Below are 12,899 nucleotides of genomic sequence, written 5' to 3'. Positions count from 1 at the left end.
GCTTCCGCGGGGTCCAAGCCGCCGCCCTCGCCCGCCTCGGGCAGGGTGAAGAAGGGAATATCACCGGCGGGCTGCGGAGCTTGTCCCTCCGGGCCGGGCAGGGGCCCGCCGTCCGGGTCCAAGCCCTCCGTTCCGGCCTCCTCCTCCTGGCGCAGGGCTAGATCCTCCCGGCTGATTTTCTCCCCGGTCTCCGGGTCAATCAGAAGCCCGTCCTCCAGGCCGGCTTCCCAGCCGGTGACGGGGTCCAGGACCCTGGGGTCCTCGTCCTGCCCCAAGGGCGCGCCCTCCGCGTCCTCATAGCTGTATACCAGGGCGGCCAGATCCAGCTGTCCGGCGGTGGTGTCGTAGAGGAAGCGGGTGGCCTCGTTGGGGCGGAAGGCCTCGTAGATTTTCAGGCGGTAGCCGTCCTTCTCCGCCGCCTGGGCGGCGCTGAGGAGCTTCTTGGCGCAGGGGTAGAGGTAGGGGACCAGGAATTCCCNGTCCGCCTCCTGGATATGCTCGAAGCCCTGGATCACCTGGTCCGTAATCAGGGCGATGGGGTTTTCGTGGACCTTGAAGATGGAGCGGTAGCTGTTGGTGATGTCATAAGAGCAGTGGTCCCCCACGTACTCCGGCAGGTTGATCATGCAAAAGNGGCTGTCCACCCAGCCGNATTGGTCCTTGTACCGGACCTGGAACCAGTCTCCGCTCTCCTCCAATACGCAGAGGGCGGTCCCGCCGGGGATTTTTCCCAGGGAGGAGGAGCTCTTGTCGGCCTTTTCGTAGAAGGGCTGCTCAATGATGGGCCAGATGGTGGCGTACAGGGGATCGATGGAGACGGAGAACTCCGCCTCCTCCGAGGAGAGGACGGCGCCGTTCACGCTCTTGGACACCACCTGGAAGCGGTGGTGGGACCCGGAGCCCAGGCGGCCCAGGTCATACTGGAAGTGCTCCGCCAGCTCCAGAGTGTCCAGCAGGGTCCAGCCCTCCTTGTCCCACTCCTGGAGCTCGTAGCGCTCTCCCCGGGTTTCGTCCCACTCCAGGGTGTAGACCCGGGGCTCCGTCTCCCGGCAGACCAGGTTCAGATCGTCGCCCAGCAGGTCCTGGCGCTNCACGCGGATAAGATTGGAGGCNGGGCCGCAGAGAACGTAGCCCTCTCCCTGGACGGCCGCCCGGACAAGAACCTCCAAAGGATGCTCATAGCTGGGCAGCACCAGGGTGCCGCCCTCCTTGTANACGTCNAGGCTGATTTGCTTNNCGCTGGTGTAGGCCACCTGGCGAAAAACGCCGTCCGCCTGGTCCAAAGAGAAAATCTTATAGAATCCCGGGACCTGGCCGGAGAGCTTCCAGGAGAGGGAGAGCGCGCCGGGCCCCGGCGTGCCCACCGCTTCCGGGGCCTTTAGGTCCGTGAAGCGGACCTCTGCCGTCAGCTCCTGGCTGTGCAGCCTGCGAAAGAGGCCCAGGAGGTTTTTCCCCTCCGCCACAGCCTGGATGCGGATCGTCATGGGCAGAGTGTAGTNTTCCAGGAGGATACGGGGATGGTTTTCCAGCTTCTGGGTGTGCCCGCTTTCGCTCGTAAGCTCCAGGTCGTAGAGCACAGGGGTTATCCGGGTCCCGGCGGCCTCCCCGGCCGGAGCGTCTTCTCCGCCGCCGTCCTGCGGCTCGGTCCGGCTGCTGGGCCGGGCTTCCGGCCAATCCAGCTCGGCGGTTCCGTCCGCGTTCAGGCAGATGCGGATATCCCCCTCGTCGAAGACGAGGCGGGCGCCGCCGGGTATGTAGAAATAAGCCGCCGTCAAGGCCAAAGCCGCCAGCGCGAAGGCGGCGGCTCCAGCCAAAATGATTTTTCGAGTCATCAGATTGTTTCCCTCCAAGGGTCAGACTGGGACGTGCCAAGGGCATTCTACATCCCTCTAGGTGCGCAAAGCGTCAGAATACGGCATAGACCGTCTCGTAATCCGCTCCCTTTTCCGTGTAGACGATAAAGCCGTCATAGACCAGCTCGCCGTCCTCGCCGTCGATGAGGCAGCTGGGGGCGTAGTCGGAGGAGATGGGGCGGCCGATGGCGGCGTACAGCTCGCTGACGGGACGGCCCACCAGCCCCTGGGCGACGGCCTTGCGGTCCACTGCCGGAGCGGGCTCGGGCTCTGGTTCCGGTTCCGGCTCGGGTTCCGGCTCGGGCTCGGGTTCCGGCTGGGGCTCCGGTTGAGGCTGAGGCTCGGGCTTCGGCTCCGGTTTGGGCTCCGGTTTGGGCTCCGGTTTCGGTTCCGGCTTCGGAGCGGGCGTATCCTTAGGCTTTTCCGTTTGCACGGGTTCCGTCTGGTCCTTGGCCGGGGCCTCCTCCGGCGTGTCCGCCTCAGGGACCTGGGCTTCCGCGTCGGGGGAGTCCTTCTCACCGGCGGCGGATTCCGGCTGGTCCTGGCCGCTGTCCGCTTCCGGCTTTACCGGGTCCTGGGCAGGGGCCGCCTCGGCGGGAGCGCTCCGTCCTGCCGGTTCCCCGGCGTCCGCCGGGGCGGGGGCGTCTTCCGTTTGGGAGGTCTGGTCTCCGCAGGCGCAGAGGGCGCATAGCAGCGCTGCGCAGAGCAGGAAGCTCCATAGCTTTTTCATAAAAAATCGTCTCCTTTGCCTTATGTCTCAGACGGCGGCTCCGCCGCTCTGGGGCCGCNGGTAGTTCCAGCTGTTTCCGGCGTCGTAGAATTTGTAGAGGTTCACGTCGAACCGCTTTTTGCGGCGGTAGGCCATTTCCAGCTCCGTATCGAAGATGTAGTTTTTGCCGTTCAGGTTGATTTCCACCCAGCTGTGGGGAGAGCGGCGGACGCCCACCGTGCCGTTGTAGATAACGGAGTCGTAGCCGATCCAGCGGGAGAGATACCAGAAGAGGGAGGCGTAGCAGTAGCAGTTGCCATAGCCCGTGTCCAGAATGCGNAGGNCGTCGGTTTCCATNTAGTCGTAGACGCCCATCTCATAGGGGGGACGGCGCAGATAGGTGAAGGAGTCCCGGGTGTAGAGGAAGAGGGCCCGGAGCTTCTGCTCCTGGGTTTGGGAGCTGTCGGTGCGGGCCAGGACGATTTTGTGGAGCCAGGAGTCCAGCTCGTTGTTCCCGGTGGTGAAGCGCCCGTTGATGTTGAAGTAGTGGTTACCCACCATGGCTTCCCGCACCACGTCGCCTCGCGCGCTGTCATAGCAGTACAGCCAGCCGTCGGACAGCTGGATACCGTTTTGAGGGACCGCCTCCCTGGCGGTGTGGGAGGTCCAGCTCTCCGTGCCGCCGGACGCCGTGTGCTGATGGGGGACGGTGGCCTCGCACACATCGTAATAATACCAGCTGGAGGGGGCCACGTCCACGTAGAAGGCGGGATGGTGGCCGTCGATGTAGGCCCGGTCCGCCGTCCGGCCCAGGGCCCGGTTCAGCAGCACCACCGCCGCCGCCCGGTTGATGGTCTCGTCGGGGTGGAAGAGCCCGTCGCTGCCGCCCTGGGCCCAGCCGTAGGCCTGGGCGGAGCGGATGAAGGGTGCGTTCGGGTCGTCCTCCGCCACGTCGGGGAAGAGCTGGCCGTCAGTCCGCAGGGGGAAGAAGCAGGCGATGTACCGGACGAACTCCCCCCGGGTGACGGCCCGGCCGGTGTCCAGCATGCCGTCCTGGGCCTCCAGCACGCCCAGGTCCGCCAGAGAGCTCACAGCCTTGGCGTACCACGCTCCCGCGGGCACGTCGGCGTAGGCCGTGTTGGAGGCCGGGGCGTCCGGAGGCAGGAGACGGTAAAGCATCTGGGCCGCCTCGGCCCGGGTGACCTGCCGGGTGGGGTTGAAGGAGGGGAACAGGCCGCTGCTGCCCTGGGCATAGGCGATGTGGCTGTCGGCGGACAGGGAGATCCCCGCCACAACCTTGCCCGCCGTAATGTTTTTCCGCTTGGAGGGTCCGGAAGAGTTGGGCTGGCTGGGGGCGACGCCGCCGTTGTCGCCTTCCCCGGCGGGTCGTCCGGAGGCGCTGGGCGTACGGGAGGGGTCCGGCGCGACGCCGCCGTTGTCGCCTTCCCCGGCGGGCCGTCCGGAGGCGCTGGGCGTGCGGGAGGGGTCCGGCGCGACTCCGCCGTTGTCTCCCTCCCCGGCGGGCCGTCCGGAGGCGCTGGGATTCCGGGAGGGGTCCGGCGCGATGCCGCCGTTATCACCCTCCCCGGCGGGACGTCCGGGGGTGCTGGGAGGCCGCACCGGGTCCGGGGCCAGGCCGCCGTAGTCGTCCTCACGGTAGGCCTGCACACCGGGGTTCTCCGCGCCGGCAGCGCAGACGGGTACGGTGGTGACCAGCACCACCAGGGCCAGCAAAAGCGCGATCCAACTGTTCTTACCCATGCTTGTTCTCTCCTTTATCCGTGCTTGATTGAGTACGCGGTACTCAGAGACCCGGGGCCTTTGGACTGCGATAGGCAAGGCCCAGGGGCTGAACGCCCTCCGGCAGGTAGAGGCCCGCGCCTCCGCCCTCCAGGAGGAACGCCTCATAATACGTTCCGTCCGAGGCGGAAACCAGCACCGGGGAATCCGCCTCCGGGAGCTCCCGGCCCGCAAGAGCCGTGGGGCCGGTGACCAAGACATAGCCCGGCAGGTCCTCCGACGGCTCCACATCGAAATTCACGCCGCTTCCATAGACGGTGAAGCCCTCCGGTTTTTCCGTTCCCCGGCCGGGGGCGGGCANGACGGGGACATTCTGAATGAGATACCGGAGGTTCCGCTCCACCAGCTCCGCCGCCACATAGTCCGCCTCCCGCTGGGCAGCCAAATCCAGACGGTAGGGCATGGAGCGGGAGAACAGCGCCGCGCCGAAGCTGTCCGCCAGGTAGGGGTAGAGGTTGTTCCCGAAGGAGTCCCGGAACATCATCAGNGACCCCTCCCCGCCGCCGTGGGTCATGATGGTGAGGTTCTCCGCCGAGCGGATGGGGACATCATATTCTATGGTCAGTTCTCCGCTGTAGACCGGATCGGCCTCCAGGCCCTCCCCGGCGGGATAGAGCATGTCATAGAGGTCGCCCTTGTGGACTTCCTCCCGGGTGAAGGGACCGTCGAAGTAGCCCGAGGACCGGCCCAGGGCCCNGTTCACCGCGTCGGCGGCCAGCGCCGCGCCCTTGCCGTTCCAGTGGGAGTCGGTCTTGAAATACAGGGTTTCCTCCTGTCCCCGGAAGAGGGCGAAGCAGTCCAGGTAGTCCACGCCCTGCCGTTCCAGCTCCTCCGCCAGCCGCTTCGCGTCCCGGGGCTTGCGGGCGGAGGGGAGGGTGAGGTTTGGCATATGCTCCGGGTAGAGGGAGTTCTTATTGGGGGCCAGGGTGAAGAGGAACCTTGCCCCCTGGCTCTCGCAGTACTCCGCCATCAATCTGAGATTGCGGGCGGCGGAGAAGATCTCCCGGTCCGTCATGGGCTGCAGCCCCACATAGTCCGGCAGGGTGTCGGCGAAGTAGAGCCAGCCGTCCGTGCCCAGGACCACATCCTCGGTGATGGAGCTCCGGAGCCCCTTGGCGTTCAGGGCGGACCAGGCGGTAATCATCTCCTGGCGGAGATAGAAATTGTCCCCGGCGTAGTCCTGGATTTGGGAGAGATAGCCGGGATTCCAGTTTCCCTCCGGGTCCCGGAGGGAGGGGGCCCTGGAGAGGGCCTGGTTGCCGCCCGCGGCGCTCTCCTGAGCGGGGAGCAGCATCCCCAGGGAGGGAATGAGGCACAGCAGGAGGATGAGCGCCGTAAAGGTGGCGTAGGCGAGTTTCTTTTTCATGGAGGCACCTCAAAACTGAGCGTAAATGAAGGGCTGGAAGCTGCTGCCCGCCGCCGCCAGGAGGCAGAGGACAAAGAGAGCCGCCGCCCCGGCGAAGGAGGAAACCTCCAGCCAGGGGCCGTCCAGCCGCCGTTTCAGCCAGGGCCCCACGGGCAGACTGCCCACGATCCGCGCCCCCAAGGCACACCACACCGCCGGGCTGATTCGCTCCAGGGCCAGGGTGGAGGCCGGGGAGAGGGCAAAGCCGGTAAACATGGCCCGGAGGACCGTCATGGCTTCGGCAAGGCTGGATGCCCGGAAGACCACGAAGCCCACGCACACCGCCAGCAGGGTGTAGACATGCCCCGCGAAGCGGCCCAGGGGCTTCTCCGCTTTCATGGGCAGGGCGCTTTCCAGGGCGGAGAGAAGCCCGTGCCACGCGCCCCAGAGGACAAAGGTCCAGCTGGCCCCGTGCCACAGGCCGCAGAGCAGTAAGACCACGGCCTTATTGAGGCACTTCCGGGCCGTGCCCCGCCGCCCGCCTCCCAGGGGGATGTACAGGTAATCCCGGAACCAGAAGGAGAGGGACAGGTGCCACCGCCNCCAGAACNCGGTGATGGAGGCGGAAATGTAGGGGTAATCGAAGTTCTCCGGGGTTTCAAAGCCGAACAGCGACCCCAGGCCGATGGCCATGTCGCTGTAGCCGGAGAAGTCAAAGTAAATTTGCAGGGTGTAGGCAACCGCCCCCAGCCAGGCCATCCGCCAGTCCAGGCCGTCCCCCAGGGCGAAAGCGGCGTTGACCACCGTGGCGGCCATTTCGGAAATCAGGGCCTTCTTGGCAAAGCCCACGGTGAAGCGCCGGAGCCCCTTGGCCGCCTGCCTGGCGGTGACCCGGGGGCTTTTCAGCCCCTGGGCGAACTGGCCGAAGCGGGAGATGGGGCCGGAGACCGCCTGGGGGAAGAAGGAGAGATAGAGCAGCACGTCGGAGAAGCGCCGGGCCCGGGCGTTTTCGTCNCGGTAGACGTCGACGGCGTAGGACATGGATTTAAAGGTGAAAAAAGAAACGCCCAGGGGAGCCAGGAGCCCCGCGGAGGGGAACTCNGTCCCCAGGAGGCCGTTGAGGCTTCCGGTAAAGAAGTCCAGGTATTTGAAAGCGCCCAGCAGGAGAAGGTGGAAGGTCAGGACCGCGGCCAGCAGGGCCTTTCGCGCCCGGACCCGGGGCATGAAAAAACCGGCAGCCCAGCTCACGGCGGCGGACAGCAGAAGGCAGGGGATCCCCTGCCACTGCCCGCAGGCATAGAAGGCCAGACTGACGGCAATAAGCAGATACTTCCTCCCCCTGACCGGAACCAGCAGGCTGAGAAGCCAAGCTGCCGGGAAGAAGAAAAACAGGAAGGGGGCGGAATGGAATGCCATGCAAACACCAACTCCTAATAGAAAAGCTTCTGCTGCCGGAACAGGAAAATATGTCGAATCTATGAAGATTATACACCTTTGCAGAGAAATGTCAAGGCGCAGGGCAGAGCCTGGATTGTTCAGAACCCTTTTTACCCAAAAAGCAATGATATGCAAAAACAGCGGCGGCATATGCCGCCACTGTTTTCCGTGCCGTATTCTCAGAGCCTGGCCGCAATGGCGTCCAAAAACTCCCAGCTGTCCACGCCCCGGACCTGGAAGCCCGGCTCCACCAGAGGCAGGAGGTCTTTTGTCATGATCCCGTCCTCCAGGGTTTTCAGGGAAGCGGCTTCCAGCCTCTCGCCGAAGCGGACCAGGCCGGGGAGGCCGTCCAGCTCGCCCCGGCGCTTCAGGGCCCCGGACCAGGCGAAGATGGTGGCCATGGGGTTGGTGGAGGTCTTTTCCCCCTTGCGGTAGCGGTAGTAGTGCCGGGTGACGGTGCCGTGGGAGGCCTCGAACTCCATGGTCCCGTCGGGGGAGACCAGTACGGAGGTCATCATGGCCAGGCTCCCGAAGGCGGCGGCGATCATGTCGCTCATCACGTCCCCGTCGTAGTTTTTCAGCGCCCAGATAAAGCCGCCCTTAGAGCGGATCACCCGGGCCACGGCGTCGTCGATGAGGGTATAGAAATAGGTAATCCCCAGCTTCTCGAACTCCGCCCTGTAGGANGACTCGTATTCCTCCTCAAAGATACGCTTGAATTCCCCGTCGTAGACCTTGGCGATGGTGTCCTTGGTGGAAAACCACAAGTCCTGCTTTTGGCTCAAGGCGTACTGGAAGCAGGAGCGGGCGAAGGCCCGGATGCTCGTTTCCAGGTTGTGCTGCCCCTGCCAGACGGCGGGGCCGTCCNCGGTCTGGACATTCAGGGTCTTTTCCGCCCCGCTCTCCCCCCGGAAGGTAAGGGTGGCCGTCCCCGGCTCCTCCGTGGTCATGTCCACGGCCTTGTACATGTCGCCGTAGGCATGGCGGGCGANGGTAATGGGCAGCTCCCAATNCTTTACCACCGGCCGNATAGCGGGCNGGANAATGNNGGAGCGGAAGGCCGTGCCGTCCAGGATGGCCCGGATGGTGCCGTTGGGGGACTTCCACATCTCCGTCAGCTCCGGGTATTCCTCCATCCGCTGGAGGTTGGGGGTAATGGTGGCGCACTTCACCGCCACGCCCNGGCGGCGGGCGGCCTGGGCGGCGTCNACGGTGATNNGGTCNTTTGTGGCGTTGCGGCTCAGCAGTCCCAGGGCATAGTACTCGGTTTTCAAATCCACAAAGGGCAAAATGAGCTTCTCTTTGATTACCCCCCATAGAACGCGGGTCATCTCGTCCCCGTCCATCTCCACCAGGGGGGTGGTCATTTTGATTTTTTCCATAAAGCGCCTCCGTCAATTGGCTCGTTTGGCGTAGTAGTTCATGAGACAGCCGTCCAGGATAATCTCTTGTTCCTCCGCCGTCAGGCCCCGGACATGGAGCAGGATGTCCTCCTCGCCGCCGTCCGCCTTCAGGACCTTGGCGGGGATGTCCTCTCGCCCCTCCGCAATGGCGGCGCGGATATGCGGGACAAACACGCAGTCCCCCGCCTCATAGGGGAACTCTGCCCCCTCGTCCAGGGTGAAGGGCAGGATACCCCAGTTGATGCAGTTGGAGCGGTAGCGTTTTGTGGCAAACTCATAGCAGATATTGGCGAAGCCCCCCAGCACCTTCTGGCAGCTGGCGGCCTGCTCCCGGGCGGAGCCGTCGCCGGGGCGGTTGGCGAAGACGCAGGAGCCGAATTGGGTTTTCGCCGCGTCCGCGCCGCAGCGGTCCAGCAGGGCTTGCAGCCGCGCGGGCACGTCCCCGGCCAGCCGCCGGGCCTCGCTCTTTGCGATTTCTTTGGCGCGGCCCACATACTCCGGTTCCCGGCGGGACAGGGTGAACTCCGCCAGCCGCAGGGGATTGGAGCGGTAGGAAGACGTTTCTCCGGAGGGGATCAGCTCGTCGGTGGTGGTCACGCCGTCCCGGAGGACCGCCGCCAGCTCCACCAGCAGGTTCTCCGCCAGAGGCTGCATCTTGGGCCAGTCGGTGATGTTGGGCCCCAGGATCAGCTCCTCCTCCGGACGGGGATGGCCAAAGCCGTTGTAGACCCGCTTCTCGTACACGCCCTTGTCAAAGTGGTAGGGACGCCGGACGGGCTGGTATTCGACTTCCGTGGCGGGGGTGATGTTTCCGCCGTTTCTGGCCGTGGCGGCGATGGACCGGGCGTCCATCAGGCACACGGCGGCGAACTGGCCCTCCCCGGGCTTGGAGCCCTCCCGGTTGGGGAAGTTCCGCGTGGTGTGGCGGAGGCTGAGGCCGTTGTGGGCGGGCACGTCCCCCGCGCCGAAGCAGGGCCCGCAGAAGCTGGGCTTGATCACCGCGCCGCTTTGGAGCAGGTCCGCCGCGGCCCCGATCTTCGTCAGCTCCAGGCTGACGGGCACGCTGGTGGGGTACACGTCCAGGGTGAAGTACCCGTCGCCGCAGCTCCCGCCCCGGAGGATGTCCGCCGCCTCGGTAATGTTGTCGAAAAGCCCCCCGGCGCACCCGGCGATGACCCCCTGGTCCGCCCAGACGCCGCCGTCCCGGACCTTTTGGGCCAGGTTGATCTTGGCCTTGGGATAGCGCTTCTGCGCGTCCGCCTCCACCTTTGCCAGAATGTCCGGGGCGCCCGCCAAAAACTCCCGGATGGTCCAGGCGTTGGAGGGGTGGAAGGGCAGGGCGATCATAGGCTCGATTTGGGAGAGGTCCAGCTCGATGTACTTGTCGTACCAGGCCCACTCGCCGGGATGGAGCTCTTTGTATTCCTCCCCCCGCCCGTGGGCCTCGTAGAAGCCCCGGGTTTCTTCGTCGGTCTCCCAGATGGAGGAGAGGCAGGTGGTCTCCGTGGTCATAACGTCGACGCCGTTGCGGTAGTCGATGGGCAGCCCCGCGATGCCCGGCCCGGCGAATTCCAGGACGCAGTTGTTCACAAAGCCGCTTTCAAAGGTNGCCTTCACCAGGGCGATGGCCACGTCGTTGGGGCACACGCCCCGCCTGGGCGCACCGGTGAGGTAGACCAGGGCCACCTTGGGGTAGGGCACGTCCCAGGTGTTTTTCAAAAGCTGCTTACAAAGCTCCGGCCCGCCCTCGCCCACGGCCATGGTGCCCAGGGCCCCGTAGCGGGTGTGGGAGTCGGAGCCCAGAATCATCTTCCCGCAGCCCGCCAGCTGTTCCCGGGCATAGGAGTGGATGACGCTCTGGTTGGCGGGGACATAGATGCCGCCGTATTTCCGGGCGGCGGAGAGGCCGAAGACGTGGTCGTCCTCGTTGATGGTGCCCCCCACGGCGCAGNGGGAGTTGTGGCAGTTGGTCAGGGCATAGGGAATGGGGAACGCCCCCATGCCGGAGGCCCGGGCCTGCTGGATGATGCCCACGTAGGTGATGTCGTGGCTGGCCATGGCGTCAAAGCGGATCTGAAGCTTCTCCGGGTCGCCGGAGACGCTGTGGGCCTGGAGGATGCTCCAGGCCAGGGTCCGCTTCCGGCCCTCCTCNGCGGAGAGGGGGGCGGAGGCGTGGAGACGGCCGCTGGAGAGAAAAACGCCGTTGTCGTGAAGGGTGATCATAGCGGAAACCTCCTGAAATCAACTTCTGNCCGCCAGGGGCACATAGGCCCCCCGTTTGCAGATGGTCTTATAGGCGGGACGGATAATCCGCGGGTCGTCGGAGCAGCACTCCTCCATGCGGTGGGCGCNCCAGCCGGCCATGCGGGCGCTGGCGAAGATGGCGGTGTAGAGGTCCGTGGGGATGCCCAGCAGCCGGTACACGAAGCCGGAGTAGAGATCCACGTTGGCGCAGATGGGCTTGTCGATGCCCCGGACCTCCTGGAAAACCTGGGGGGCCAAGCGCTCCACGGACTCGATGAAGTCCAGCTGGTCCACCATGCCCCGCTTTTCCGCCAGGTGGCGGGAGAACTGCTTAAGGATCTCCGCCCGGGGGTCCGAGAGGGTATAGACNGCGTGGCCCATGCCGTAGATAAGGCCGGTGCCGTCCCCCAGCTCCCGGTTGAGGATGCGGACCAGCTGGTCCTTCACCTGGCCGTCGTCCTTCCAGTCCCGGACGGCGTTTCGCAGATACTGCATCATCTCCACCACCTTGATGTTGGCCCCGCCGTGGCGGAAGCCCTTCAAAGAGCCCACGNCGGCNGCGATGGAGGAATAGAAGTCCGTCCCGGTGGAGGTGNGGACCCGGCAGGCGAAGGTGGAGTTGTTGCCGCCGCCGTGCTCCGCGTGGAGGATCATGCAAAGGTCCAGAAGCTTGGCCTCGTCGTCGTCGAATTTCGAGTCCTTGCGCAGGGTGTAGAGGAAGTTCTGGGCCACGCTCAGATCCGTCCGGGGCCGGTGGAGGTAAAGGCTGTCCTTGTCGAAATAATGCCGCTTGGCGGCGTAGGAGTGGGCCACGATGGTGGGCGTCCGGGCCACCATGCGGAAGGATTTGAAGAGCTCGTTTTCCAGACTTCTGTTCTCCGCCTCGCCGTCGTGGGAGTGGAGGGCCAGGATGCAGCTGGCCAGCTTGTTCATGATGTTCTTGTTGGGGGAGCGGAGGATCATGTCCTCGGAGAAATAACCGGGCAGCTGGCTCCACCGGGCCATGAGGACCTGGAAATCCTCCAGCTGGGAGAGCGTGGGCAGCTGGCCGAAGAGGAGGAGGTACACCGTCTCCTCAAAGCCGAAGCGGTCCTCCCGNANACAGCTTTGAATCAGATCCTCGATGCTGACGCCCCGGTAGAAGAGCCGCCCCTTCCGGGGAATCTTTTTCCCGTCCTTCAGGTCGTAGCCGTCCACGTCGCCGATGCTGGTGACTCCGGCGACGACGCCGGTTCCGTTGGGATACCGGAGGCCCCGCATCACGTCGGTTTCGGTCCGGCCGGAGGGGAAGATGTCGTTGTCCCGGATGAAGTCCTCGGAGCCGCTGACGAAGGAGAGGGAGGACTCGATCAGCTCCTGGTGCCGGAGCATCCGGTGAAGGTCGCGTTCGGTTTTGTAAGACATATCAGGAAACCGCCTTTNAAAAGTGTGNGCAGTCTGCNANGAAGCGGGCGGCCCGCTGTGGGTATTTGATTTATTATAATGGATTCCGGGCCGGATTTCNNNGCCACAAATCACCGATTATCCGGCGGGTTTTCGAGAGAAAACTGATTTTTTGAGCGCCGCCGCCCTCCAAAGAGCCGAAGACGCCCCCCCGGAAACCGGCGGGAAGCCGCCGGCCCGGGAGACCGTCTTGACGCAGTGTGGGAATGGGNATGTTTTTGAGATAGTCCAGAAATTTTCGCGGGTCGTTCCACCGCTGTAAATCGTATAGGCAGTCTCACCGTTGCGTCTCCCGGAGGAAAGAACCGTGGNATTGGCAGGCGTATTCAAGGAAGTCTTGTCTACTGACCGCTCCCCGCCAATGNCCCGCCCATAGCGGCGGCTCAAGTCCGTGTTTACGTGGCTTTCATCCAGAAATACCAGTTTGTTCGCTTCGCATTGCGTGATCACTCCACTCCAGGCTTNTCCCGCCGTCACAACATCGAACACGCTCCCGCTCTGCCGCGTAAAAGGACTTCTTCTTGTAAACATAACCCAGTCTAATCACGGCCTTTCGCACCGTTTCGTTACTGACAGACAGTCCCTGTTTTTTGATAATTTCGTCGATTGTAATATCCGGCTGGGCTACGATCAGTTGGTCTATGCCCTGCAAATCTTCTTCCGTC

8 protein-coding genes are annotated in these 12,899 nt (G+C 64.5%); all 8 read right to left on the bottom strand.

The window, feature by feature from the left end:
- The coding region (locus JX325_RS07215) for an SH3 domain-containing protein (protein WP_204790476.1) at positions 1-1,832 on the bottom strand (1,832 nt) is incomplete at its 3' end.
- A 73-nt stretch (positions 1,833-1,905) separates the two neighbouring features.
- Positions 1,906-2,583 carry a hypothetical protein gene (locus tag JX325_RS07210; protein WP_204790475.1) on the bottom strand — a complete coding sequence of 226 codons (678 nt, stop codon included), beginning with the start codon at positions 2,581-2,583 and terminating at the stop codon, positions 1,906-1,908.
- Between the two features lie 27 nt (positions 2,584-2,610).
- A complete protein-coding gene (locus tag JX325_RS07205; protein WP_204790474.1) occupies positions 2,611-4,323 on the bottom strand; it encodes an S-layer homology domain-containing protein in 1,713 nt (570 codons plus the stop codon).
- 43 nt (positions 4,324-4,366) lie between these two features.
- Positions 4,367-5,728 carry a hypothetical protein gene (locus JX325_RS07200; RefSeq protein WP_204790473.1) on the bottom strand — a complete coding sequence of 454 codons (1,362 nt, stop codon included), beginning with the start codon at positions 5,726-5,728 and terminating at the stop codon, positions 4,367-4,369.
- A gap of 9 nt (positions 5,729-5,737) precedes the next feature.
- Positions 5,738-7,123: an MBOAT family protein gene (locus tag JX325_RS07195; RefSeq protein WP_204790472.1), complete on the bottom strand. Its 1,386-nt coding sequence runs from the start codon at positions 7,121-7,123 to the stop codon at positions 5,738-5,740.
- A 200-nt stretch (positions 7,124-7,323) separates the two neighbouring features.
- Positions 7,324-8,526 (bottom strand): NADP-dependent isocitrate dehydrogenase, encoded by a 1,203-nt coding sequence (locus JX325_RS07190; RefSeq protein WP_204790471.1) that lies wholly within the window; start codon positions 8,524-8,526, stop codon positions 7,324-7,326.
- Between the two features lie 12 nt (positions 8,527-8,538).
- Entirely contained in the window at positions 8,539-10,770 is a 2,232-nt protein-coding gene (locus JX325_RS07185; RefSeq protein ID WP_204790470.1) for a hydratase, read from the bottom strand.
- A gap of 18 nt (positions 10,771-10,788) precedes the next feature.
- Positions 10,789-12,195 carry a citrate synthase gene (locus JX325_RS07180; protein WP_204790469.1) on the bottom strand — a complete coding sequence of 469 codons (1,407 nt, stop codon included), beginning with the start codon at positions 12,193-12,195 and terminating at the stop codon, positions 10,789-10,791.
- Between the last annotated feature and the right edge of the window lie 704 nt (positions 12,196-12,899).

The sequence above is a fragment of the Oscillibacter sp. CU971 genome, assembly GCF_905219725.1.
Taxonomy (GTDB): Bacteria; Bacillota; Clostridia; order Oscillospirales; family Oscillospiraceae; genus Oscillibacter.
This window is presented reverse-complemented; position numbering and strand designations above follow the sequence as displayed.